Genomic DNA, 24,174 nt, shown 5'->3' on the forward strand with positions numbered 1-24,174 from the left:
TCGCAGGCTGGGGGGCGTAGAAACCTGGAAAGAACCGCTTCAGCCCTGCGCAGCGATGCTGAAGGTGTTATACCATGAAGCGCGCCGCAGCGCAAAGCCGCAACGTTGCGCGCACGCTCCTTCGTGCTATAATACACAAGAATTGCTTTACTTTTCTAGCCCCTGGAGTACTATCGGTGAAGGTCACAACCGAAAAGAAACCGCGCAGCATTCTCGAACTCACCGTTGAACTGGACAAACAACAGATCGAGAAGGCGCTGGATCGCGCGGCACGGCGCATGTCGCAAAAATACAACATCCCTGGCTTTCGTAAAGGCAAAGCGCCTCGTTTCATCGTTGAAAACTACTTCGGTCGAGAAGCGCTGCTCGAAGAGGCGTCCGACGACCTGATCCAGAAGGCGTTCCAGGATGCGCTCAAGCAGGAAGGGATCGAGCCGTATGCCCAGGCGCACCTGACCGATGTCAACCTGACCGAAGCGCCGTACCGTTTTACCGTTGAAGTACCGGTCGCGCCAACCGTTGTTTTGCCCGATTATCGCGCCATCCACGTGCCGCTCGAAATCGAAGAGGTGACCGACGAAACGGTTAATCACGCGATGGAGATCCGCCGTGACCGGCATGTCGTGTTGCGGGCGCTCGATGAACCTCGCCCGGCGCAGCCCGGCGATCAGTTGACCGTTCAGATTGAAACATTTGTGGACGGTGAGCCGCTCAATCCACGCGCCGAGGGCGAGGATATACCACAGTCCACCCTGGTGCTCGATCCTGAGCGCATCGTGCCCGGCCTGTACGAAGCGTTGGTTGGCGTATCGCCCAACACTATGGTGGATGTGACCGTCCGCATGTCGGATGACCACGAAAACGAACGGGTTCGCGGCAGGGACGTGCGCTTCGTTGTCAACGTACTGGATGTTCAGGAGCGACTTCTGCCGGAATGGGATGAACTGCCTGCGCTGGAAAACTTTGAGGGCACGCTTGACGAACTGCGCGAAAAAACCCGCAATGAACTGATCGAGGCGGCGCGCAAGAATGCCGAGGATGATGTGTTTGTCGAGTATGTGCGTCAGGTAATCGCCGCAACCACCTTCGATCTGCCCGATGCCCTGATTGTTCGGGAGGCGGACAGCATCCTGCGCGAGCGCGAGGCAGAGTTCGAGCGATACGGCATCAGTGCCGAGCAGATCTACGCAGCGCAGGGGAAGAAGCGCGACGACCTGATCGAGGAGTTGAAACCGGTTGCTGAAGAACGCGCCAAACGCGGCCTGGTATTGCGCGAGATCGCAAAAGCCGAAGGTCTTGCGCCGGACGAATCAGAGATTGCGCGCGAGGTTGAAGACATTGTCGCAAGTATGGAGGAGGAGCGGCGTGACAGTGCGCGCACCCTGCTGGAAACAGAGTTGCGTCCCTTCGTCGTAGCCGGGATTGTTGATCGCAAACTGCGGCGTCGCATTCTTGCCATTGCAACCGGCGATCCGTCGTTTGAGCAGGCAGCGTCCCCCGAAGCCGCCAGCGAGCCGGAGAGCGCTGACGGTGGTGAGGCGCAAACGGTTGATACGCATATCGATAGCGCGCCTGTCGATGACGTTTCCACTAAGCAGGCAGCGTCCCCCGAAGCCGCCAGCGAGCCAGAGAGCGCTGACGGTGGTGAGGCGCAAACGGTTGATACGCATATCAATAGCGCACCTGTCGATGACGTTTCCACTGAGACGCCCATCGTGTCGCAGGAAGAGAACGGAGAGTCGGTCGAGAACCAGAGCGTCGTCGATGTGGCGACGCCCGAAGCAAGAACGGAGTAACCTATGGGCATCTGGCAAACGAATCATCGGATTGACTGGACGTCGCCGCGCGTGGATGCACTCATCCCGATGGTGGTCGAGAGCACCAATCGCGGCGAGCGCGCATACGATATCTACTCACGGTTGCTGAAAGAGCGCGTGATTCTGCTTGGTACGCCGATCGATGATCAGATCGCCAACCTGATCGTCGCGCAGTTGCTGTTCCTCGAACACGAAGACCCGGATCGCGATATCTGGCTCTACATCAACAGCCCCGGCGGTTCGATCACGGCCGGTCTGGCGATCTACGACACCATGCAGGTCATTCGCCCCGATGTGGCGACGGTTTGCGTCGGCATGGCGGGCAGCATGGCGACGCCGATCCTGGCTGGCGGCGCGAAAGGCAAGCGCTACAGCCTGCCGCATTCGACGATCCATATGCATCCGGCGGGTGGCGGTGCGCGCGGTTACGCGCCCGACGTCGAGATTATGGCGCGCGAGTTGCTGCGCGAGCAACAGTTGATCCGCGAACTGCTGGCGAAGGATACCGGTCAGCCGCTCGAACGCATCGCGCGCGACTTCGACCGCGACCTGTTCATGGATCCGCAACAGGCAAAAGAGTATGGTATCATCGACGAGATTTTGACCCGTGAAGATCTGCCGGCTGCCGGCGAGCGCCGCTGAACGGCTACAGGAGCGCGTATGTCTCGCACACGCAGCGGTAACGCAAATTCGTCGAATAATCGCGGTGCATACCTCTGTTCGTTCTGTGGACGGGGACAGGAAGAGGTGCAGCGCCTGATCGCCGGTCCCGGCAATGTGTTTATCTGCGATGAGTGCGTCGCGCTGTGCAGCGCGATCATCGCCGAAGAAACCGGGACACGCCCGTCGACCCGACGTTCCTCCGCCAGCCTGCCGGCGCGCCTGCCCACGCCGCGCCGCCTGCGCGAATGGCTCGATCAGTATGTCATCGGGCAGGATCGCGCAAAAGTGGTGCTATCGGTGGCGGTCTATAACCACTACAAGCGCCTCCGCGCCGGGCAGAATGCTGATGATGTCGAGATCGGCAAGAGCAATATTTTGCTGATCGGTCCGACCGGCAGCGGAAAGACGTTGCTGGCGCAGACGCTGGCGCGAGTGCTCGATGTTCCCTTCGCTATCGCCGATGCCACCGCGCTGACCGAGGCAGGGTACGTCGGCGAGGATGTCGAAAACATTCTCCTGCGGTTGATCCAGGCTGCCGAAGGTGATATCGAACGCGCGCAGACCGGGATCATCTACATCGATGAGATCGATAAAATTGCGCGCAAGAGTGATAATCCGTCGATTACGCGCGATGTGTCGGGCGAAGGGGTGCAACAGGCGTTGCTGAAGATTCTCGAAGGGTGCGTGGCGCATGTGCCGCCGGTTCCCGGTCGCAAACATCCGCAGCAGGAGTATATTTCGTTCGATACGACCCACGTGCTCTTCATCTGCGGCGGCGCCTTCGAGGGTCTCGACAAAATCATCAGCCAGCGCATCGGCGGCAAGCGCAGCATCGGCTTCCACGCTGGCGAGTCTTCCGATGCTCCGGCATCGTTGCTGTCGCAGGTCACGCCGGATGACCTGCTGCGCTACGGTTTCATCCCCGAATTCGTCGGGCGGCTTCCGGTTGTCGCGGCGCTCGATCCGCTCGATAAGCAGGCAATGATCCGCATTCTGACCGAGCCGCGCAATGCGATCATCAAGCAGTACCAGAAGATGCTCGCCCTCGACCACGTTGAACTCGAGGTCACGCCCGACGCGCTTGAAGCGATTGCGGAGCGGGCGCTCAGATCAAAGACGGGCGCGCGCGCGCTGCGCACGATCGTTGAGGAGATCCTGCTCGACGTGATGTACGAAGTGCCTTCGCAGGAGCACATCGGGCGTTGCATCATCAACGCCGAAGTGGTCGAAGGGCGCGGGCACCCGATCCTGGTGCCGCGCTCCGCTGAACGGCAGGAGTACCGCCGACGCATGGACGAGGCTGTGTAACGTTCCCTGGAGAAACCTATGACCGCGCCGCAACCCACGGAACCGCGCGCGACAATCGGCGTCATTGGCGGGAGCGGATTGTACGCCATGGAGGGGCTTGCCGACGTCGAGCGTGTGACGCTGGAGACCCCGTTTGGCGCGCCGAGCGACGCGTATGTCATTGGAACCATCGCCGGGCGTCGTGTCGCGTTTTTGCCGCGTCACGGCGTCGGTCACCGCTTTTCGCCGAGCGAAGTTCCGAATCGCGCCAATATCTATGGTTTCCGCATGCTCGGCGTTCGCTACCTGATCGCCGTGAGCGCCGTCGGCAGCCTGCGCGAAGAGTATGCCCCCGGGCACATCGTCATCCCTGACCAGTTGTACGACCGCACCAAAGGACATCGCCCCGACACGTTTTTCGGCGGGGGGCTTGTGGTGCATGTGCAGTTCGACCGCCCGTTCGACGCCGGGCTTTCTGATCGTCTGGAGCAGGCGGCGCGCGCTGCCGGCGCGACGGTGCATCGCGGCGGGACGCTGGTGGTGATGGAGGGTCCACAGTTCAGCACGCTCGCAGAAAGTGAAGAGAACCGGCGTCGCGGGCATGACCTGATCGGCATGACCGCGCTGCCCGAAGCCAAACTGGCGCGCGAGGCGGAGATCGCCTATGCGATGCTGGCGATGGTGACCGATTACGACTGCTGGCATCCCGGGCACGATGCCGTGACCGTCGAAATGGTCGTGCAGGTGCTGCGCGCCAATGCGCGCCTGGCGCAGGACGTGGTGCAGCGCGTGATCCCCCTGATCGGCGATGGCTTCGATAGCCCGGCGCACCGCGCGCTGGCGACCGCGATCATTACCGACCCCGCCGTTGTGCCGCCCGAAAAACTGGCGCAGGTTGAGCTGCTGGTCGGGCAGTATATGCGCAGGGATGCGTAGTTTTCTTCTGCGATATCGATGATTCTAACCGGGAATCGCTCCCTTTCTGGCGCCAGCGCCCTCTTGCCAGCGGACGCACACGGTGCCAACAGGCGCAACCGGGGGCATCTGTCCGGCGAGTCTGGGACGCGGCGTGCGAATTATCGCCCTGCCTGCTCCGCACAGGTCGGTCCATCGTCGGGAATGCCGTACTGCGCACGCTCCTCGGGGTGAAGTCACGCTGCAGGCGAGAACAGAGATCGGCGACCGTATCGGCGATCTCGACGTCCCACAGGCGTGCGGCGCCATCGGTGCTGGTGGTGAGCACGCGCTTGTCATCGGGGATGAAGGCGATCGCCCCCGCGAGGCCAATCGTTCCCGTATGGCCAACAAACCGCCGCACCTCCTGCCCGGTCGCCGGATCCCACAGCTCAGGCACGCGGTTGATGGAGATTGAGAATTTATTCCGCTATACCGCGCTAGCCGTGGGGCTGAAGCCCTCGGCTAACCAGGGCAAAGCCCGCCTGCGCGGGCTATACCGGATTATTTATTCAAAGACCATAAACCGCGCCTGAGCGGACGCTTCGCGCCGGGCGACCGCCTAGGCGGTCGCCGTGGCAGCGTCCACGCAGGTGGACGCCCGGCGAAAAGCCTTCCAGAGGCGATTTCAATCGCTGAACGCCAGGCAGCCTGAGCTCAGGCATGCGGTTGAAGCCGCGCCTGAGCGGACGCTTCGCGCCGGGCGACCGCCTAGGCGGTCGCCGTGGTGGCGTCCACGCAGGTGGACGCCCGGCGAAAAGCCTTCCAGAGGCGATTTCAATCGCTGAACGCCAGGCAGCCTGAGCTCAGGCATGCGGTTGAAACCGCTAGGAGGACGCTTCGCGCCGGGCGACCGCCTAGGCGGTCGCCGTGGCAGCGTCCACGCAGGTGGACGCCCGGCGAAAAGCCTTCCAGAGGCGATTGCAAGCGCTGAACTGAGGTAACTGCTCAGGCATGCGGTTGAAACCGCGCCTGAGCGGACGCTTCGCGCCGGGCGACCGCCTAGGCGGTCGCCGTGGTGGCGTCCACGCAGGTGGACGCCCGGCGAAAAGCCTTCCAGAGGCGATTTCAATCGCTGAACTGAGGTAACCGCTCAGGCATGCGGTTGAAACCGCGCCTGAGCGGACGCTTCGCGCCGGGCGACCGCCTATGCGGTCGCCGTGGCAGCGTCCACGCAGGTGGACGCCCGGCGAAAAGCCTTCCAGAGGCGATTTCAATCGCTGAACTGAGGTAACTGCTCAGGCATGCGGTTGAAACCGCGCCTGAGCGGACGCTTCGCGCCGGGCGACCGCCTATGCGGTCGCCGTGGCAGCGTCCACGCAGGTGGACGCCCGGCGAAAAGCCTTCCAGAGGCGATTTCAATCGCTGAACTGAGGTAACTGCTCAGGCATGCGGTTGAAACCGCGCCTGAGCGGACGCTTCGCGCCAGGCGACCGCCTATGAGGTCGCTGTGGCAGCGTCCACGCAGGTGGACGCCCGGCTAAAAGCTTTCCAGAGGCGATTTCAATCGCTGAACGCCAGGCAGCCTGAGTAGTTACCTGCTGAGGACATAACGTCCATAACACGTCTGCAAGCGCCGCCACCGGGAGGTCGGGAACGCGGTAGAACATCGGGACGTTGGTGATGAACTTTGATAGCACTGCTCACGCAGCCCGGCGTTGCAGGTCATAGGGCTGGATCAAGACCTCAGCCGGCGCCCCTAAGCCCTGGTGTAACTTCCGAATCATCTCAAGCGTAACATGATCCCGCAATGGGATCAAGAAGCCGCGCCCTTAATCGTTCTACAGTGGCATTGCAAGTACACGCAAGGCATATGTTTCACCACCGACCCACTCGTCATCGGGTTCGCCAGGAACCACCGGCTCGAAGCGCAGGAGCGATGCGGAGACAAAGCATCGAGTCCGGGCGGTTGATCGCATCCCAGAATTGTTCAGCCGCACCATCGAATGTGGTTGAAATCCGTACCAGCGTGAATCATTCCTGTGCTGATGGTTGCGCCATCCGCCAGCCCGCTCAACGTGCAGTGCGAACCAGATCCATCATGAAGAAAAATGGCCGTGCCGGGGCAATCACGTTCAGGGTTCCGGTGATATAGAGCGACCGCGACGGGCAGGCGAAGGCGAAGGACCCGGTCGAGCCGGAATGGCCGACGAATTCAGGGAGCGGGGTAATCCAGAAGTAACGCGGCAATTGATAGTACATCAACCCGTAGCCGTAGCGTAGCGGAAAGAACAGCGCATTCCACTGCGTCATTCGCTGCAGGAGGGTCTGGTCGAACAGGCGCCCCTCGAAAAAGGCGCGCAGGAACGTCATACATTCAGCAGCAGTCGAAACCAGGCCGCCGTCCGACACGTTGGAAGAAAGGTATTTGGTGACATTGACCGGGGCGTTGTTCAGATACAGCGTTGCGGGTGGCTTACCGGGGCGAGGCTTTGTCCAATCGTAGAGGTAGGTGTGCTGCAAGCCAAGTGGTGCGCAGATGCGCTCCTCGAAATTGACCGTCATCGGCTTTCCAGTAAGGGCTTCGATAATCTCGCCAAGCAGGCGATAGTTGAGATTGGAGTAATAGGCTTTGCCGGGTGTTCCTGGCGGGAAATGAGGCGCCAGTCGGCGGGTGATCGTGAGCGCTTCGGCAGTGTCGATAGCGCGATCGTGACCGGCTATCAATTCCTCGAGGACACTTTTTCCGCCGCGGGGTTTATCTGTCTCGAAATCGGCCAGGCCGGACGTCTGGTTGACCAGCTGGAACACCTTGATCTGGCGACTGTAATCGGCACCTTTGTAGTTGTGAATGCCATCCAGCAGATCAGCTGGCAGATAGTCTGAAACTGGCGCGGCGAGGTCGAGGCGTTGTTGCTCGTAAAGTTGCATGATAATCGCGGCAGTATACATTTTGGTGATGCTGGCGATGAAGTAGGGCGTGTCAGGCTGCATCATCGCGCCGCTACCGGGGTCGGCCACCCCTGCCGCGCCGACGAAATCCAGGCGTCGGTCGAAAGACTGCACCGCAGCGACGATGTTGTGCAGTCCGCCTTTGCCAACCTGTGCCGTCAGCAGGGATTGAAGTTTTCTGGTTTTGTCGGTCATGGTTTTTCCTTACTCGTTGCCATCGACATCATGGGAACAACGCCAGCATGGTCGGCGCGAGGGAACCGCTCAGGGCCAGGATTTCGCTCAGACTATGTGAAATCGCCGTCCACCTGGCTGAACCGGTGCGCCAGGCGATGTAACCATAGGGCAGAGCCAGGAAGAACGTCGAAAGAACGAAGCCGAACATGTTTTCGGCGGGAAAAATCATCTGCGGAGCGACATGCCAGAGGGCAAACCCGACCGCAGGGTACAGAATTGCCAGCCAGGGATTGTGCGGAAAACAACGCACGTACAATCCGCGCCAGAGAATCTCTTCACAGCAGCCGTTCAGGGTTGCCAGCGGTACGGCGATCAGAATCAGGATCGGCGGGGCGCGGACGAACTCCCCGGTGTACATGAAAACGGCAACCAGTGTGACCGTTAGCCAGAGCAGTGCCGCAGGCCAGTTCGCCCGGCTGAACAGGGGAGCGCGGTCATGCAATATCGTGGCAAATTCCGCTTTGCCCAACAGAATGCGGGGTATCATCAGGCACCAAAGCAGCCAGTAGAAGCCGAAGCCAAGCAGATAACCCGCCTGATCGCCGAGCCAGTGGGCAAATAAAGTGAAAATTCCGACCATGACTGGCAGGATCAGGAAGGGTAATCCGAACAGCAAGGAGGCACTGGAAATCTGACGTCTCATATTCAAGGTTTTATTTTTGCAATGCGTGGAAGATTTCCATGGCACGGTTGACGCGGCGGGTCATGCTTTGGATATCGGCGGTCTTGAAATTGGGATCTATCTCGGCGAACGTAAACATATCCCCGGCGGCATGGATCGTATACATTTCAGTCTGACCGAAAAAACGCGCCAGCGAATCATCCATAAACACGCGCAACCCTTCCGGGTCTTGCGAGGTAACGACATATCGCTCACCCAACGCCGGGTATTGGGGAAATGCCACCGGTTCGCCGATTTTCGACATGCCCCATTCCACAACCTGATTGGCCAATCCGCTCAGGGCGTATTTTGGGTTAGATTTCGGAAAGAGCGCAAACGGCGGTAATTTCAGCGATGGGGAAATGATTGCCACTGCCTGTCGCTCGACCCAACTGTCATCATTTCCGGATCTATCCACCAGATCGAACAGGAACATTGTTCCATCCGGGATGAGACGCCGGGAAACATGTCGCAACTGATAATTGTTTTTCGACCCTGGTCGCTGGTACAGGCTGGATATTTTCCCGGCAAGAGATCTATCTGCCTCGAATGAGGAGAAACCCAGGCTTTGGGTAAGCAGTTGTTTAGTTTCCTTCTCCTTACGGCTCGATTGAGTAAATGTGTAAAGAAACCAGCCAAATACGACTATGAAACCGATCAGGAAGAGGATAGCAGTAAGATCCATTGTAGAAACTCCTTCGTTTTGGGGTGAACATCAGTGCTCGATGGTTGCGCGGGGCGAGCGGCTTGCCGTGGTTTCCCAAGCGTGTTCGTGGTGTATGCTCAGGAGATCGCACGATCCGATAACTCGACAGGTTCGTCGGCGGCCTTAGCGGATGTGGTGACCATGGAGACGCCTCCCTGGATAACGATCTGGCGAACGCAGCCTGAGTGTAACGTGTCCTCCTTAAGAGCAGTTTAAGGATGGCCGACTTCTGCTGATGGCCCTCTGGCTGGTCAGTTTCGATATTTGGAGGAAAAACCGGCTCGGATACCATTACAGTCTCTGTTTGCGATGCCACGCGCCGAGAAGTCTCGGCGCGTCGCCAGGGTCAACCGTCCCCAACCAACGGTGAGAGACAGGCCAGGTGCGAAACACGCGCATCAGGCGGGTTCCTCAACTGAAGGAAAAGTCTGTGAAGAGATAGCGGCGGTAATCTGCCACAACATAGCGCCTGCCTTTGCGGGCGATGGTGAAGCCTTCTTGTTCCAGCAGCGCCCTGTGCGCCTCCGCGCCGCCGGGGAATTTCTCGTTCAAGAAGCCGTCAGCCTTCAGGGTGCGCCAGTACGGGATGTCCAGCTCCGGCGGCGCGCCGCCCGCCTCGACGGCGGCGTTAGCAGCCGTCATGATAACGATGCCGGTGGTCAGCGTGCAGCAGCCCCTGACCTGGTAGTGCCGGGCAAGGGCCTGACAGATTTCGATGATCGTGGTGAGATGGCCGTAAGGCATCTGCCGCATCAACGCCACCACCTCGCCAGAGTTCACCAGCACAACCGGGTCGCCGGCCTCCACGCCTATGCTGTGCAGGGCGTTGTAGCAGGGAAATCGTTCTTCCAGGGGCAGAATCTTCGGCAGACCTTCCTTGTCCGCCATCTTCTCCTGCCAGGTTTTACGTCTTGATGCCATGTGAGTGGTCATTCACGGCGTTCAGCCAGGACATATGCACACCTCCAGATCAAAGACCAGCACAATCAGCGCAAAAGTCCAGACGATGGGGCTCCAGGGTCGGCCCACGGCAATCCCGCCAAGGACAAAGGTGATGCCCACTGAGATGGCCACGATGAGGTTGCCCCACAGCCCCGCCGCCTTGAGCCGCCAGTTGTACAGGAAGCCAAGCAGCCAGATGATCAGGCTGAGCCCGAGGGCCAGCGGACTGAAGGTCGCGGCGGCGACAAGCCCGAGCAGCGCCGTGACCAGACCGAGCGTCATCACCTCGGCCGGGGTGAGGACACCGGCGGGCAAGGGACGGTGTGGCGCGTTAATCCGATCTACTTCCAGGTCAAAGTAGTCATTGGTGATCAGCGCCGAGCCGGACAGCAAGAAGCCGCAGGCAAAGCCAGTCCCAAGGACGGGCAACGGGGGAACAGCGCCCAGTGCCAGCACCTCCCCAAGCAGGACGCACACGCCTGCCGCGATAGGCAACTCGGGACGGAAGATCTGGATCACGCCCCGGGCTTTCCTGGCGATGCTGACTGGCGGTTGCATAGAAAGGTAAAAGGTAAAAGGGTTTATGACGGTCGCTGCCTGACTGAAACGATGATCGTGTCAGGCACGCGCATGATCTCCGGCAGTTACAACAGATTCGTCACCAGAGACAAATAGCAGGGTCGCCATCTTCACTGGCAGGGTATCGATGATGAAGCGCGAGATGTTCAGTTGCGTGCGGTTCATGGCGAACTCTGAGTCATATGCGCGCATCCATCAACTGCTTCAACAATTGCGAAGGTGTTGGTGGAGGGTCTGAGCGTGGTGAACGATCACGAAATATGTGCTCAAACAGGGGTATGCTCCGCAGTACCAAGTATATGCCGCAAAGATGCCTGCGGGAGAGAAGAGATCGTTACGCTGGGGGAAGATTATTGTGCTCTCTACCCTTAACAATGTTCTAACGAACAAGTCTTTACGTACCACTCATGATCGGTTACAATATACTCCACAAGGGGATGACTGGTCTCGACAGGGAAGGATGTCTCAGGTTGCAAGCCGAGCCGCCCAGTCTCGTTAAAGGGGCAACGGCATAACTGCCAACACCAACAAAGTCGTCGCCTTCAAGCCGGCGATGGCTCTGGCTGCCTAAACAAACAGCAGCCCGCTCCCTTGCTCTCACCCCGATGGAGTAAGTTCGAGCGTCAGCAAGTCGGGGCGCTCCCGGCGAATGCCTGCGGCGTCGGGCTAAGATCAGCAGGATGGCTCAAAGGTCGCTCTGTTCATCGTGCGACCGCGAGCGACAGCAAACGATGAACTAAGCTTGTAGACGCCTGAGTCTAACTTTTCTGGACGGGGGTTCGACTCCCCCCATCTCCACCAACCGCAACGCCCGGAGGTTCCTCCGGGCGTTTTGTATTTCGTTGAAAGCAAGCGGTGAGGAGGGCTGGAGCGGTGCGTCATCGTTGCGACCAATACCTTGTAGTACATTGACAAGTGGTTTACAGCATTGCTTTGATGCATCGGCGCGCCATTAGTTTGCAACTGACCGGTGTCGACTCTGATCAGTCAATCGGGCAGGCAAGATCTTACACCCCTGTCACCCCAGACAAGTTGAGTAATTAGCCAGAAGAGAATAACGTGAAACTCTTTACATCAAGCGTGTGTTGAAGTATACTTTTTCTTGACAGTAGACCGCGTGCCAGAGTCGAAGGGTGCATACTACTTCGCGGTCTGGAAGTACCCCCCCTTGCTAATTCTAACCCGTCTATGCGGTTACTGCTGGACGGTTGGCAGTGGAGTGAGAGGTGGTGTGCGTTGGAGAGAACTATCCGCCTTCCAGAGCATATCCTGGAAGCGGCGAACTAATAGCCGATGAATACTGTACAGTGCAGGAAGATGCGAACAATGATTTGTCTTACGTGGCGCAAGCAGTAAAAGAGGTGATCTGTTTACTTTCTTCAGATTGAAAGTCAGACATTGCCAAAGCATAAGTACGATGCTCTCGCAGATAATCCAACGTCAGATTCCAATAGGTAGCACTGTTATCTTTTCCCTGAAGGATGGGCAAGATGTAAGCGGAATCCTGGTAGAAATCGGACGCGACCACGTCACCCTGGAAAATGCCGGATATTCGGTGACCATCCTGCTAGAAATGATCGGTACCTGGCGCGTTTCCAGGAGCCTAGAGCCACTGGAGCACACACCGATGCCAGAGCCGTCATCCGCTTCTCCACCTCCATTATCACCTCCAGACCTTGCCGATCAGGAAACCATCAAGAGACTCCTGGAAATTGAAGCACGCTTTCAGGTCAGGCAACAGGTTTCTTTCATTCAGATAAAGGTGCCAGATTTTGTTTTTCCGGCGAATGAGATGCAGGGTAAGCAAAGCGCTAATGCACTGACAATCTGGAATCGCGTTAAGAACAAGTACGAATACGCAGAAAAAATAAATGAACTGAGCGCTAAATTTGGTAGAATACAGTCTTTAGTAGGAGAGCTTGCTTCTCTATCAGAGCAATTTCCGCGTTCTTCTTCCGTGAAGCGGCACCTTGCGTATTTTTATCACCTTGCGGGCGATAACCAAAAGTCTCTGGCTTTGTATCAGGAATCAGCTTCCATTTCAAATAATGCCCTGGATTGGTATAACCTGGCAGCGAAGGCATTAGCAAAGGGCGATGAAGCGCTGGCTTGTTACTGTTTTGGGAATTTCTTCAAAGTGAATCCCATCACAGATGAATTGGACACCTGGTATATCTACGCTGGCCTGATCAGGAAATTCTCCGACTATCAAACAATTAAAGAGATAGCCAGAAAAAGAGTAAAGATTGCATCGAAGGACGAGATTGTTTTGCTATTGGAGACAGGGATCTACCTCTTAACTGCCACTGGACGCGGACAGATCGCCACGAATACTGTCCAACGCTGGATAAAAGACCATGCTCTCGAAGATTTAGTGATCGAGGTTTTTGACCATTTTCAAGAGCAAAAGGATGCAGCATACCATGAAAGAGTATCAGGTTTTTTAGAGGAAAAATCACCTGAATCTGTCCAAATGAGTCTCGATAATCCACAAGGTTTTATTTTCTCATACAGGAGGGACCGTAACTTTGGTTTTCTCGAAGGTAAAGATGGAAGAAATTACTTTTTCCATATCACTGCTGTATCTGATGACGACTTGCTTGCACAACTTCGTGATTTCACATCTGGCAAAAGGATACCGGTGATCTTCGAATCAAGTGAGGGACAGAAGGGTCCTATCGCGGTAAGGGTTGCGCTGTACCGTACTCTTGAAGAGATGTTTGCAAAGGCTGTTGAGTATGCCAATGATGGTGACTATTCGAAAGCGATTGCTTTTGTAAAGAAGGTACTGGATGCCAGACCCAATTTTCCATCTGCACAGGATTCCTATGAAAAGTGGCGTGAGTATGCCAGAGTTAGTGGTATTCCCAAAGGCTCAAATCCCTATGCGCGAGCCAAGCGTGTTCAACTAGTTGAGAAAGATCTTGAGCGAGCAGCCCAGCTGCTTCGTGATGCCATCAGGCAAGGCGATAATGTCGAAAGTGCTGTCAAAGACCTGGCAGCATTGCTGGTTCAACTGGGGAGACCAGATGAAGCCATTCAAGTGCTGGAAAAAAACAGGAGTCGTATTTCCAACCAGCAGTCTGTGGATAATATGCTGATCAACTTTTATCAAAATGCTGGTCAACACGATAAAGCGATTTCACTACTTCACAAGCAGCTCCAGCAAGCCAACACAGAAACCAAAAAAGCACAGATTCTATGGCAGATTGCAATAGGATACCTCAGAAAAGAAGACTATGTTCGAGCCGAGCAGACTTTCCAGGAATTGCGACGAGCGCAGCCTGACAACAAGTCCATACAAAGAAATATCGCTCTCTGTCTTTTTAAACAAGAACGTTATGAAGAGGCACGGAAAATACTGGATGGTATTTTATTAACTACACCTGACCCCCAAGCGGCAGAGTTGCTGGAAGCAATTAGACAAGCACAGGTTGGTCAGGTGATTTCTATAAATGAAATAATTGTTGAGACAGCATTATCAGACATTCCTAGAGAAATTAGCGGATTTGCCAGGTTTTACCTGGATCGCTGTGATTATCAGGGGGTTCGAGCGGATCACATCCAGACAAAGAGTTTTGATCGCAGTGATATTTCGACTCTAGAACAGTTAGCTACACGTTCTCGAACTATTCGTCCGCGCGAACGCGCTAGTTATTACCTATCTGCAGCCAAAATAACTTCTTTGCTAGAAGATGAGGATCCGAATCAGTTTTATAAGTATCTTTGTCGTAGTTTCGCTTCGTCTGGCGACGCGATCGTTGTTGAAAACAGGCCATTAGATGCAGCGCGAGAGTATTACTGTGAAGCGCTAAGTGTATATGACGGAGATCGAAGCCGAAGCAGAGATGAACAGGATGCAGTCAATGCCTTGGTCAGATTTTTGTTTTCAACAATGGGACAATCACAAATCCCTATTAAACCAAGTATCCCCACTATTGATGAAACTCTGGAATTTGTTCTAACACGTCATCCTGATCGCAATAAAGCCTTCGATGCAATTGCCTATCTCGTTTTTCGTAGCCGGTACGCGGCTAATCGTTTGCTCAACCGAATCTACGACAAGTCGTCTCTACAAGCAATGGCATTAGAGTATTTGAAGTCGGCAGGTGTATCTATCGGTATAGTAAAGCGCTTTGATGACTTTTTCAGGCTGTGGAACGGTTTGGTCAGGAAAATACTAGACGAAAACCGCTCTCTATTGAACGAATTTCGTATACTGAATCGAGTTGAACTTACTACTGCCTCCCTCGAACATGGAGTGGAAAGAATAAAGAAAATTACTGGAAGGTTATTCTTCGAACTCGATCGGCAAAGAGTGATACAAATTCAAAAGGTATTGGAAACTGCTCTTGAGTTGTGTAATCAGAACGCTTTTGAAGAAAAGGAGCGACTTTGTATTCAAATTGAGAATCGTTGCCAGGACCTGCTCAACGAGATTGAGATAAGCCCCACAAAGATTTCAGTAGAGGACATGTACCCTCTTGTTAAAGGCATTCAGAGCAAGATAAACGCCTATTTGACACAACTATATGAAACATCAACACCACAGTTAACCATACGATTGCCTCTTGAAACTTACATGCCCGGAAATAACCGATTAATAGAGGCACAGGTTGGGATTAGCAACCGAGTGGGATGTAGCCCGGCCGAGGCAGTAGAACTGGTTATTCAGCAGTATGAAGAGACCTCTGCTATTAGGTTAGAAGGGTCTTTACGCGGTGGCGAACAGCGCATATTGAAAGTCCCTGTTCAACTCAGTGAAGAAGCTCTGTCCGCTCAGGCATTTTCGCTGCCCATCTACGCTCGTTACCGTACACGGTCAGGAGAAACTCAGCAGACGCCAGTTAACAACTTCTCGATTCGATTGAGCGCAGAATTTGAAGAAATCGAGAACCCCTATACCCCATATGCAGAGGGTGGTATTGTGGGTGAGTCTGCGATGTTTTATGGGCGTGATGAACTAATCGCCAATGTGTCAAATGCATTGGATACATCCAGGGCGCAGAGCAAGTGCGTTGTGATATATGGTCAAAAGCGCGCCGGCAAGTCATCTATTCTTTATCATTTGCAGGAAAAGTTAAAATTAAAGGAAGATCTGCTCGTTGTGAATATAGGTAATATCGGGGGAATTCTCGATGAATTCTCGCGTATTCCCTTCTTGTATCATATTCTTTGGACTATTCTAAGTAAACTAAGGGATTCTCTTGAAGATAAGCTGAGTGAGGGTAGAAGCTCGCCGGATGTATCGTTTCCTTCTGGTATGGAGTTTTATCAACATCAAAGTCCCCTATTGTTGTTTAGGGAGACTTTTGACCGTTTCCATCGATCGATTGAAAAACTTCCTGACTGGCGGGGTACGCGGGTTATTCTTTTGATAGATGAGTTCTCGTACATTTATGGATATATCTTGAAGGGTATGATCCCAGAAACGTTCATGAAAAACTGGAAGGCAATGTTGCAAGACAACTTCTTTAACGCCGTTCTGGTCGGACAGGACGTCATGCCTAAGTTTAAGCAACGTTTTCCGAATGAATTTGGGACAACTCAGGACGAGAGAGTGACCTATCTCAGGCGAGAGGACGCTATCAGACTGATTGATGAACCAATTAGGATTGGTGGGCGCCATGGAGAGAGTCGTTATCGTGAAAGAGCCATTGAGCGAATCTTGGAGTTAACCGCAGGAAGCCCTTTTTATATCCAGATATTATGCAATCGTCTCGTTGAGTATATGAACCGCAAGCGTGCCAGTCTTGTGACAGAAGCTGATGTCGAACAGGTAAAAGATGAACTGATAAGAGGTGTAAATGCTCTCGGTAAAGATAAGTTCGATAATTTGATCAATTCGGGTGATACATCACAAGATGCAATCAGCGATGAAGATGCGTTAAAGGTGCTTACTGCGATTGCCGAGAACAGTCGCACCGGTCCCTGCAGTCGCAGCAGTATTGCCTGTGAGACCAGTATACCCGTCGACGAGATTCTTGAAGACCTTGTCAGGCGTGATGTGATAGAACGTGAGCGGGGTCACTACTACTCCATTCGTGTCGGATTGTTCAGAGAATGGCTGCTTGCTCATAGTTGAGGCGGCAATGTCGGAACGCGATTTTATAAATCCATTCAGTGACTATGGACATATAGTACACGGCGATCGTTTTATTGATCGTTGTAGTAGTATTCGCGCCGTCGAGAACCGCGTCATTCGTCCTAAAGAACCGGGTAATCTGGCAATCATTGGTGATTACCGGATCGGTAAAAGTAGCCTGGCATATCAGTCTATTATGGAGCGTAAGAATGATCTTCTGAAAGAAAGACGACTCCCTGTTTGGATCAACCTGGCAACTTTTGATCAACCATCTCTATTCTTTCGTGCGCTTGTTACCAGTAGTTATGATGAATTGGATAATCTGGGATGGCTTTCTAATGATATCAAGAACGCTGCTGCCCGTGCGCTTCAGGATGAAGTCTCCTGGAGCGAAGGGTATGGGCGGATTCAGCGCTACTTTGAGAAAGTACGTCGCTCTGGCATACGTATTTTGTTTATTCTTGATGAGTTTGATCATGCACGTAAACTATTCAAAGGAGATGTTTCAGGATTTCAAGGATTGCGTGAACTGTCTTATCGACCTGAATGGCGCGTGACTTTCGTTACGACATCTCGAAGGTCGTTGCAAAGTATTGAGTTACAGACTGCGGCCATCTCAACCCTCGATCACACTTTTCATAAACATTACCTGGGTATGTTTGATGAAGATGCACTTGAGGAGTATTTCAAGCGATTATCATCGATAGGCATTACAATAACACCGCAAGTCAGAGAGAGGCTTTTTTTCTACTGTGATGGACATCCTTACCTGCTCGAAATGCTAGGTTATGAAGTAGTGGAGCTGTTTCGTGAAACAGGCATTGTTGATGTAGATCAGGCGACTAAGGATGTTGGGCAATCTTTTATTGATCATTACGAGCATACATTGGAAGTGCTCAAGGAAGATGAAAAACTTAACAAGATGTTGCAGATTCTGTTTGGTCCTGTGATTGATGCGAAACTAACTGATGCTGAAGAGTTGCAAAGGTATGGTCTTATAAAGCTCAACGATGAGGATGTTTATGTCGCTTTTTCGGAGCATTTCCAGACATATCTGAGGATAATAGAGCGCTATGTTGATTTGTGGCCCCTATGGCGGGAGACAGAGATGGCGTTACGACGTGTTATTACGGAAAAGATGATAGAGCATTACGGCGAGCAGTGGATTGAGAGGTTGTGCAAGGAGAAGCCTAAGATAAGGACAATATTTGAGAAGAGTGAAGAGGCGCAAAAGCAAGAGGAAAGATCTTTCGGCGATAGGGCATCTCGCAATCTAGTTGATTTTATGTACCCAAGAGGCTTGTTTGATATCATATTTGCGGAATGGTCGGTTTTCAGGGATGTTTTCGGTAAAGACAAAAACTACTGGGATCAGCGTGCTCAGTTATTGTCAAAAGTGCGAAATCCTCTGGCTCACAATCGAGATATGGCACTCTATGACTATGAGCGTCGGATAGCAGAAGGATATTGCGGAGAAATACTCACAGCGCTAGAAAAATATCGATCGGCAAGTAATGCGTGATTTTGTCAGCCTACGCGGGTATTTTGTGCTTACAGGAAATTGCGGCACAGTCGACTGCAGAATCGTGCAGCGAGCGCACATGCGGGAGGGACGTTCGTGCATCCAGCCCGGTGGAACACCAGCATCGTGCACACTGAGTGTGCACGTGGGTATACAGGATGCCCACGTATCCTGCGCATGCGTGGTTCAATAATGCTGAGCTTTGCTCTATCATGCCTCCTCCCCCCGCTTCGTTTCGCGTGGCGCGCCGCTGCTTAGCGGCGCAACCTCGATCGGAATATCGGTGTCGCGGAGCAGCCGGGTGACGATGTCGCCGCTGATCCAGTGCCGCCAGGTGCGTGGGCGCGGTTTGCCGACGATGATGCGCTGTACGCCATGCTCGTGGGCATAGCGGAGGATCGAGTCGACGACACGGTGACTATCGATGACGGTGACGTGCGCTCCCAGGTCGCGCGCCAGGCGCAGGTTACGCTCCAGTTGCTGCGCAGCGCGCGCCGGACGTCGTGTGGCAGCCCCCGGCGGCTCAACATGCAGTGCCAGCAATTCGGCGCCAAGTTCTACCCCTACGCGCGCTGCGTACCGGATAACCGCCTGCGATTGCGCTTCTTCGCTGATGCACACCAGAATGCGCACCGGCGCGGAACGTTGATCGGTCACAGATCACACACCATGCTTCAAAATGCAAACTGCACCGCCTGATAGCGGCGTCGCCACCATTTGAAGATTTCGTCGGCAAACAGCATAATCACCGGGAAGCATGCCAGCATTACCCAATGCTCCGGTTGCGGCGGCACGAAGTTGAACAGCGTCGCCAGAGGTTCGATATAGACCAGCGCCAGCATCAAGACCACCGAGAGCAATGTTCCAACCACCAGCGCCCGGTTTGTGAACAGACCGATCCGGAAGACTGAACTCCGGCGCGTCCGGCTGGCGAATGCCACACCCACCTGCGCCATCACGATCGCCATGTAGGTCAGGGTTGTCGCCTGGGCATAGATCTCGCCGCTGCTCTCCATCGGCATGCCGGGTCGCCATCCGGCGCTCCAGTACACGGTGAAAAACGCCAGTAACGCCAGTGCGCCTTCCAGCATGCCGAGCATTGCAAATGTGCGCAGCAATGTCTCACGGTCAAGGAGCGGCGCGGTGCGTGGGCGGGGTGGTTGCTCCAGGATGCCCGGTTCGGGTGGTTCGGTGCTTAAGGCGACCGACGGCAGCAGTTCGGTGCCGACATCGATCGCCAGCACCTGGAGCACGGTCAGCGGCAGCGGGGCGCCGATAATGACGCTCACGACGATGACGGCGGCTTCGGCGACATTGTGCGCAAAAATGTAAGCGGCGAGTTTCTGGATATTGGCGAAAATGGCGCGTCCTTCTTCGATGGCCAGCAGCAGACCGGCAGGGTGTTGCGCGTTGAGCACAATATCAGCGGCAGCCAGGGCGACCGCCGTTCCCGACGCGCTGACAACCACGCCGATTTCCGCCTGTCGCAGTGCGGGTGCATCATTGATGCTGTCGCCTAAAAAAGCGACGATTTCGCCGCGTTGCTGCAGCGCTTCGACGATTCGCCGCTTGTGTGTTGCGTCCAGTTGCGCAAAAATGACATCTTCCAGCGGTGCGAGGATCAATCCGAGGTTGGCGCTGCTCATGGCATCGAGATCCGCACCGGTGACGATCTGGACGTGCGGCGCATCGATCAGCCCCACTCGCCGCGCAATTGCTTCAGCGGTCAGTCCATATGCGCCGGTCACGATGATGACGCGAATGCCAGCCTTGCGACATCCCTCGATCAGTTGCACCACTTCTGGTTGCGGCGGCTCCTGGAGCGTGGCAAATCCGAGAAAGGTGAGATCGTGTTCAATATCTCGCGCGCGCCACATGATCCCTTCGAGCGGCTCTTCGACGGAGCGTGTGGCAAAAGCGACGACCCGCTGACCCTTGCGGGCATACTCATCGATGGCGTCCTCGATCTCCTGCCTCATCGCGTCGTCCAGGTCGCGAACGACACCGTGATACTGGATGCGGACGCAGATTGAAAGCACGGCGCGACCTGTTCCGCGCACATACGCTGATAGTTCGCGTTTCCCATCGCGTTCGATGGCAACCACCACGCTGCCAAGTTGCCGGCGCGGTTCGTAAGGGAAACTCTGCAGACGAACGATGCGGTGACCGAGTGATGCTTCATCGATGCCACCGCGCGCCGCAGTCGCCAGCAGCGCCCCTTCCAGCGGATCACCGACGATGTACCAGTCGGGGTGGCTTGCGTCGGGCGGCATCAGACGCGAGTTGTTGCACAGTACCGCAGCGCGCAGAACTGCGGTCAGGTCGGGTTCGGATGCGACCCGTACCAGAGCGCGTTCGTACAGAAATGCGCCTTCTGGACGGTAGTCGCTGCCGGTTGTCGTGTAGACGCGCCCGCCAGCCCAGATAGCGCTGACCGTGAGGGTTGTGCTGGTCAACGTCTCGACGCGATCGGCGCACAGCACGGTCGCCGAACTCAAACTTTCGACGCCCGCCAGTCGTCGAACCAGCACCCCATACCGCGCCAGGCGGCGGCGCGCCAGCGCCAGCGCCAGGGTAACCGTCGGCAGCAATCCTTCCGGCACGAAGGCGACGATCATTCCAATAGCGAAGATGATGCCGGCTTGAATGGTGAATTGTTGCCCGAAAACGGTCAGCAGGAAGGCGCCAAGACCGGCGACAATCGCCACGCGAGTGATGGTGGCAGCCAGCGTGTTCAACGCCTGCCCCAGCGGGCTTGGCTCTGCGCGGAGCGCCGCCGTGCTTTCCGCGATAGTGCCGAGCAGAGTTTGCATGCCGGTATGAATGGCGACCAGGCTGCCCTGCCCCTCGAACACGACCGTTCCCGCCAGCAGAATGTTGGGTCGTTCCACCAGCGCCAGCGTCGGATCGGGCATCGCTCCGGCCACCTTGGTTACCGGCGCCGCGTTGCCGGTCAATGCCGTTTGCTTGACCCGCAACCCCTCGCTGGAGATCAGGTAGCCGTCGGCAACAACCACCGTTCCCGGCTTCAACGGCAGAATATCGCCGGGGACAACATCCGTCGTTGGAATCTGGCGTACCTGCCCGGCACGGCGCACATACGCGGTTGCGGGTAATAACTGGCGGAGTGCAGCGATAGCGCGTTCAGCCAGATATTCCTGCCATGCTGTGAAGATGCCGTTGAGGAGTGCAACCACGAGGATGACCCACCCGATCACGGGTGTGTCGCTGAGGAATGCCAGCAACCCGGCGATCAGCAGGATCAACGAGATCCAGTTGACGAACGAGGTCGCCAGACGGCGAAACGTGGAAACCGGCAGCGTGTCGGCAATCGCATTCGGACCGTAGCGTTCACGGCGTTTGCGCGCCTCCGCTTCGTCAATGCCATGGGGAGCGGTCTGCAACGCAGCGCAGACCTCAAGCGGCGACATTGCCGCAAGCTGATCCAGCGAGTGGTCCGACACGACGCTCCTCGCGCACAGATTACCGGTCTGCGTAGCGCCCTGAAATGCTGAGTTGCTCGCCAGACTCTGCACGCTGGCGGAGCATCGCCAGTACCTGTTCAACCTTCTCTGGCGTTGTCAGGTCGTGGTAATACTCCAGGTTTGCCTGCAACACCGGCGCATGATCACAGTCTGCCAGGCACTTGACCCGTTGCAGCGTGAACATGCCATCAGGCGTCGTCTGGTCAACGCCGATGCCGAGTTTTGCCTGGAGCGTGGCGATCAGGTCTTCAGCGCCGCAGAACGCACATGGCACATCATCACACACCTGGAGCACCCATTTGCCCACCGGTTGCTCGTACAGGAGCGAGTAGAACCCGGCGACCTCGAACACGTCAGTTGGCGGCATGTCAAGCAGTTCGGCCACTTCGCGCATGGCTGCTTCGGTCAGGTAGCCATATTCGTCCTGTGCGATGAAGAGCAATGGGAGCACTGCACTCGGCTTGTGCGGATAGCGCGCAATGATCGCTTCGATCTCGGCGCCGTGCTTTTCGATCAATGACATACTGAATCTCGTTTACGTTTATCGATCAACTTCTCCGAGTACCGGGTCGAGGGATGCAATCAGCGCCACCAGGTCGGCGACAAGATGACCGCGCGCCATGTGGGGCAGCGATTGCAGGTTGACGAACGAAGGCGCACGGAAGTGGACACGGTAGGGTTTGGCGCTGCCATCGCTGACGATGTAGGTTGCAAGTTCTCCACGCGGTGATTCAACTGCTGCCAGTGCGTCGCCGCGCGGCGGTTTGAATCCTTCCGTCCATAGTTTGAAATGGTGGATGAGCGCTTCCATGCTCTGCGTGATTTCGCTCTTCGGCGGCGGCGCGATTTTGCGATCCGACGTCATGTAGGGTCCGGGACCTATATCGCGCAGACGTTGCAACGCCTGGCGGCAGATAGAGACGCTTTCGCGCATCTCCGCCATCCGCACCAGGTAGCGGTCATAAATATCGCCGTGAGTGGCGGTCGGAATGGCGAACGAATAGGTTTCGTAGCCGCAGTACGGCATCGTTTTACGCAGGTCCCACGCTACTCCGGTGGCGCGCAAGCCCGGTCCGGTCAATCCCAGGGCAATCGCCGCTTCGCTGTCGATCGCGCCGATCCCCTGCGTGCGCTCGATCCACAGCGGATTGTCGGTCAACAGAGCTTCGTATTCATCGATCCGCCCCGGCATGATCTGCAGAAATGCCTCGACGGCTGCATCGAACCCGGCAGGCAGATCATACGCCAGCCCTCCAACCCGGAAGTAACTGGTCATCATACGTGCGCCTGAGACCAGTTCGAAAATATCGAGGATCTGTTCGCGTTCACGGAAACCGTAGAGGAAGACGCTCATCGCCGCCAGATCGAGCGCATGGGTGCCAAGCCATACCAGATGGCTGGCGATCCGTTGCAGTTCCACCAGCAGCACCCGTGCAACGGTAGCGCGCTCTGGAACTTCGCAACCGAGCAGTTTTTCGACTGCCAGCACATAACTCAGATTATTGGAGAGCGGCGCCAGATAATCGGTGCGGTCGGTCAGCACCACCGCTTTCTGGTACGTCTTGCTCTCCATCGTTTTTTCGATGCCGGTGTGCAGGAACCCGATGTCTGGCGCAACATCGACAACCGTTTCGCCATCCAGTTCAACGACCAGTCGCAGCACGCCGTGGGTGCTTGGGTGGTGGGGACCCATATTCAGCACCATGGTCTCTTTCTCTCCGGCAAGCGCCGGACGAGTGATCTGACTGGGTGCGGGAATGCTCAGATTGCGTGCGCGGATTTCGGCGACGGTCATAAAGGCTTACTCCTTCGCAAACGGTTTATGCGCATAGATTCGATCCTGGTTGAAGGTGAACGCCACCTCTTCGGCGCCGAGCGGCACATCTTTGCGCAGCGGATGCCCCTCCCAATCTTCCGGCATCAGAATGCGTTCCAGACAGGGATGACCGGTAAAAATGATACCAAACATATCAAACGTCTCGCGCTCGTGGTAGTTGGCGCCGGGCCAGAGTCCGGTCAGGGATGGAACGGAAGGGTTATGCTCATCGACGCCAACTTTCAGGCAGATGCGGCTACGATTGGTAAATGATATCAGATGATAGACAACCTCGAAACGCGGCTCACGACCGAGATAATCGACGCCGCACAGATTCTCGAGGAAATTGAACCGCAATTCCGGGTCGTCGCGCAGAAAACGTGCGACATCGACGATCCGTTCCGGGCGAACGTACACGCTCAGGTCGCCGCGAAACTCCGCCGATCCAAGGATTGCATCAGGCAATGCCGCACGCAATCGCTCCAGCACGGTTGCATTGTCGAGCGCCATGTTTGAACTCTCCTGGCA

General features: G+C 55.7%; 17 protein-coding genes, 1 other RNA gene and 1 pseudogene. 7 read left to right on the forward strand and 12 right to left on the reverse strand.

What is annotated here, in order from left to right; genetic code table 11:
* Nucleotides 1-176 precede the first annotated feature (176 nt).
* From tig to mtnP, 4 genes are read left to right on the forward strand one after another with little or no spacing between them, the layout of a single operon-like run.
* A complete protein-coding gene (tig, locus tag ROSERS_RS18870; RefSeq protein WP_011958358.1) occupies nt 177-1,796 on the forward strand; it encodes a trigger factor in 1,620 nt (539 codons plus the stop codon).
* Nucleotides 1,797-1,799: 3 nt separating this feature from the next.
* On the forward strand, nt 1,800-2,459 hold the full coding sequence (locus tag ROSERS_RS18875) for an ATP-dependent Clp protease proteolytic subunit (RefSeq protein WP_011958359.1): 660 nt from the start codon (nt 1,800-1,802) through the stop codon (nt 2,457-2,459).
* A gap of 18 nt (nt 2,460-2,477) precedes the next feature.
* Nucleotides 2,478-3,788, forward strand: coding sequence for an ATP-dependent Clp protease ATP-binding subunit ClpX (gene clpX / locus ROSERS_RS18880; protein ID WP_011958360.1), 1,311 nt, complete (start codon nt 2,478-2,480; stop codon nt 3,786-3,788).
* An 18-nt stretch (nt 3,789-3,806) separates the two neighbouring features.
* The gene (gene mtnP / locus ROSERS_RS18885) at nt 3,807-4,703 is read left to right on the forward strand and encodes an S-methyl-5'-thioadenosine phosphorylase (RefSeq protein ID WP_011958361.1); all 897 of its coding nucleotides are present in this window, start codon (nt 3,807-3,809) and stop codon (nt 4,701-4,703) included.
* Nucleotides 4,704-6,364: 1,661 nt separating this feature from the next.
* On the opposite strand, the pseudogene ROSERS_RS27440 reads toward mtnP, so the two are convergent.
* The 7 genes and pseudogenes from ROSERS_RS27440 to ROSERS_RS26220 all read right to left on the reverse strand — a co-directional run.
* A pseudogene (locus ROSERS_RS27440) lies at nt 6,365-6,460 on the reverse strand (transcriptional regulator); the annotation flags it as partial.
* A gap of 274 nt (nt 6,461-6,734) precedes the next feature.
* A complete protein-coding gene (locus tag ROSERS_RS18895) occupies nt 6,735-7,808 on the reverse strand; it encodes a serine hydrolase domain-containing protein (RefSeq protein ID WP_011958362.1) in 1,074 nt (357 codons plus the stop codon).
* A gap of 28 nt (nt 7,809-7,836) precedes the next feature.
* Complete coding sequence (locus ROSERS_RS18900; protein WP_157041157.1) at nt 7,837-8,538, reverse strand: CPBP family intramembrane glutamic endopeptidase; 702 nt, start codon at nt 8,536-8,538, stop codon at nt 7,837-7,839.
* Entirely contained in the window at nt 8,504-9,196 is a 693-nt protein-coding gene (locus ROSERS_RS18905; protein WP_011958364.1) for a hypothetical protein, read from the reverse strand. Before ROSERS_RS18905 ends, ROSERS_RS18900 begins: the two co-directional genes overlap by 35 nt.
* Before the next feature lie 432 nt (nt 9,197-9,628).
* The gene (locus ROSERS_RS18910) at nt 9,629-10,138 is read right to left on the reverse strand and encodes an MGMT family protein (RefSeq protein ID WP_011958365.1); all 510 of its coding nucleotides are present in this window, start codon (nt 10,136-10,138) and stop codon (nt 9,629-9,631) included.
* A gap of 21 nt (nt 10,139-10,159) precedes the next feature.
* Complete coding sequence (locus tag ROSERS_RS18915; protein ID WP_232282674.1) at nt 10,160-10,678, reverse strand: UbiA family prenyltransferase; 519 nt, start codon at nt 10,676-10,678, stop codon at nt 10,160-10,162.
* A 99-nt stretch (nt 10,679-10,777) separates the two neighbouring features.
* A complete protein-coding gene (locus ROSERS_RS26220) occupies nt 10,778-10,930 on the reverse strand; it encodes a hypothetical protein (protein ID WP_157041158.1) in 153 nt (50 codons plus the stop codon).
* 241 nt (nt 10,931-11,171) lie between these two features.
* Between ROSERS_RS26220 and ssrA the strand changes: the two genes are divergently transcribed.
* From ssrA to ROSERS_RS18925, 3 genes are all read left to right on the forward strand, one after another.
* Nucleotides 11,172-11,539, forward strand: a transfer-messenger RNA (tmRNA) gene (gene ssrA, locus ROSERS_RS25260).
* 616 nt (nt 11,540-12,155) lie between these two features.
* Entirely contained in the window at nt 12,156-16,823 is a 4,668-nt protein-coding gene (locus tag ROSERS_RS18920) for a tetratricopeptide repeat protein (protein ID WP_011958367.1), read from the forward strand.
* Between the two features lie 7 nt (nt 16,824-16,830).
* Nucleotides 16,831-18,345 carry a Swt1 family HEPN domain-containing protein gene (locus ROSERS_RS18925; protein WP_011958368.1) on the forward strand — a complete coding sequence of 505 codons (1,515 nt, stop codon included), beginning with the start codon at nt 16,831-16,833 and terminating at the stop codon, nt 18,343-18,345.
* Nucleotides 18,346-18,555: 210 nt separating this feature from the next.
* Here the strand turns inward: ROSERS_RS18925 and ROSERS_RS18930 are convergent, their stop codons facing one another.
* The 5 genes from ROSERS_RS18930 to ROSERS_RS18950 are packed head-to-tail and all read right to left on the reverse strand — an operon-like array spanning nt 18,556 to nt 24,156.
* Complete coding sequence (locus tag ROSERS_RS18930; protein ID WP_011958369.1) at nt 18,556-19,002, reverse strand: universal stress protein; 447 nt, start codon at nt 19,000-19,002, stop codon at nt 18,556-18,558.
* A gap of 17 nt (nt 19,003-19,019) precedes the next feature.
* A complete protein-coding gene (locus tag ROSERS_RS18935) occupies nt 19,020-21,809 on the reverse strand; it encodes a cation-translocating P-type ATPase (protein ID WP_011958370.1) in 2,790 nt (929 codons plus the stop codon).
* 19 nt (nt 21,810-21,828) lie between these two features.
* Nucleotides 21,829-22,353: a complex I 24 kDa subunit family protein gene (locus ROSERS_RS18940; RefSeq protein WP_011958371.1), complete on the reverse strand. Its 525-nt coding sequence runs from the start codon at nt 22,351-22,353 to the stop codon at nt 21,829-21,831.
* An 18-nt stretch (nt 22,354-22,371) separates the two neighbouring features.
* Nucleotides 22,372-23,625 carry an NADH dehydrogenase (quinone) subunit D gene (gene nuoD, locus ROSERS_RS18945; RefSeq protein ID WP_011958372.1) on the reverse strand — a complete coding sequence of 418 codons (1,254 nt, stop codon included), beginning with the start codon at nt 23,623-23,625 and terminating at the stop codon, nt 22,372-22,374.
* A 6-nt stretch (nt 23,626-23,631) separates the two neighbouring features.
* Nucleotides 23,632-24,156, reverse strand: coding sequence for an NADH-quinone oxidoreductase subunit C (locus ROSERS_RS18950; RefSeq protein ID WP_011958373.1), 525 nt, complete (start codon nt 24,154-24,156; stop codon nt 23,632-23,634).
* Nucleotides 24,157-24,174: the final 18 nt, after the last annotated feature.

Source organism: Roseiflexus sp. RS-1 (assembly GCF_000016665.1).
Taxonomy (GTDB): Bacteria; Chloroflexota; Chloroflexia; order Chloroflexales; family Roseiflexaceae; genus Roseiflexus.

Excerpts from the sequence above, each read along its gene's own strand:
- ROSERS_RS18875 (WP_011958359.1), top strand. The coding sequence starts at position 1,800 with ATGGGCATCTGGCAAACGAATCATCGGATTGACTGGACGTCGCCGCGC.
- clpX (WP_011958360.1), top strand. The coding sequence starts at position 2,478 with ATGTCTCGCACACGCAGCGGTAACGCAAATTCGTCGAATAATCGCGGT.
- mtnP (WP_011958361.1), top strand. The coding sequence starts at position 3,807 with ATGACCGCGCCGCAACCCACGGAACCGCGCGCGACAATCGGCGTCATT.
- ROSERS_RS18895 (WP_011958362.1), bottom strand. The coding sequence starts at position 7,808 with ATGACCGACAAAACCAGAAAACTTCAATCCCTGCTGACGGCACAGGTT.
- ROSERS_RS18905 (WP_011958364.1), bottom strand. The coding sequence starts at position 9,196 with ATGGATCTTACTGCTATCCTCTTCCTGATCGGTTTCATAGTCGTATTT.
- ROSERS_RS18910 (WP_011958365.1), bottom strand. The coding sequence starts at position 10,138 with ATGGCATCAAGACGTAAAACCTGGCAGGAGAAGATGGCGGACAAGGAA.
- ROSERS_RS26220 (WP_157041158.1), bottom strand. The coding sequence starts at position 10,930 with ATGCGCGCATATGACTCAGAGTTCGCCATGAACCGCACGCAACTGAAC.
- ROSERS_RS18920 (WP_011958367.1), top strand. The coding sequence starts at position 12,156 with ATGCTCTCGCAGATAATCCAACGTCAGATTCCAATAGGTAGCACTGTT.
- ROSERS_RS18925 (WP_011958368.1), top strand. The coding sequence starts at position 16,831 with ATGTCGGAACGCGATTTTATAAATCCATTCAGTGACTATGGACATATA.
- ROSERS_RS18940 (WP_011958371.1), bottom strand. The coding sequence starts at position 22,353 with ATGTCATTGATCGAAAAGCACGGCGCCGAGATCGAAGCGATCATTGCG.
- nuoD (WP_011958372.1), bottom strand. The coding sequence starts at position 23,625 with ATGACCGTCGCCGAAATCCGCGCACGCAATCTGAGCATTCCCGCACCC.
- ROSERS_RS18950 (WP_011958373.1), bottom strand. The coding sequence starts at position 24,156 with ATGGCGCTCGACAATGCAACCGTGCTGGAGCGATTGCGTGCGGCATTG.